Origin of the sequence: Exiguobacterium sp. UBA3968 (assembly GCF_002385115.1) — a bacterium.
Lineage (GTDB): Bacteria > Bacillota > Bacilli > Exiguobacteriales > Exiguobacteriaceae > Exiguobacterium_A.
In genome coordinates this window covers 867-1,458 of the sequence record NZ_DGCW01000001.1, presented here as the reverse complement: position 1 = coordinate 1,458, position 592 = coordinate 867, and the positions used below count along the sequence as shown (strand labels likewise).

Sequence of the window (592 nt, the reverse complement as noted above, 5' to 3'; positions counted from 1 at the left end):
CGATATCACACAAGGTCTTCCGCGTATCCAAGAGTTGTTCGAAGCGCGTAACCCGAAAGGTCAAGCGGTTATCTCGGAAATCGATGGTCAAGTCATCGACTTCACGGAATCGCGTGACAAACGTGAATTGACGGTCCAAGGACTCAGCGAAACACGCACATACACGATCCCATTCGGTTCGCGTCTACGTGTTCAGCTTGGGGACGAGGTCAAAGCCGGTCAAGTCTTCACGGAAGGTTCGATCGATCCGAAAGAACTCTTGAACGTTAAAGGTGTATCCGGCGTTCAGAACTACTTGCTTCAAGAAGTTCAAAAAGTATACCGGATGCAAGGGGTTGAGATCGGTGACAAACACGTCGAGGTCATGGTTCGCCAAATGATCCGTCGCGTACGTGTCATCGAGTCTGGTGAGACTTCACTCTTACCAGGTTCGCTCGTCGATATCAGCACGTTCAAGGAAGCTTGTAAAGAAGCGCTCCGTAACGGGAAAGCTCTCGCTTCGGCGAAACCAGTTCTTCTCGGTATCACGAAAGCGTCACTTGAAACAGATTCATTCCTATCGGCTGCGTCGTTCCAAGAAACGACTCGTGTC

Annotated in this window: 1 pseudogene; it reads left to right on the top strand. The window is 50.3% G+C overall.

Annotated features, from left to right (window positions below):
• A pseudogene (locus B3S86_RS00020) lies at nucleotides 1–592 on the top strand (DNA-directed RNA polymerase subunit beta'); the annotation flags it as partial.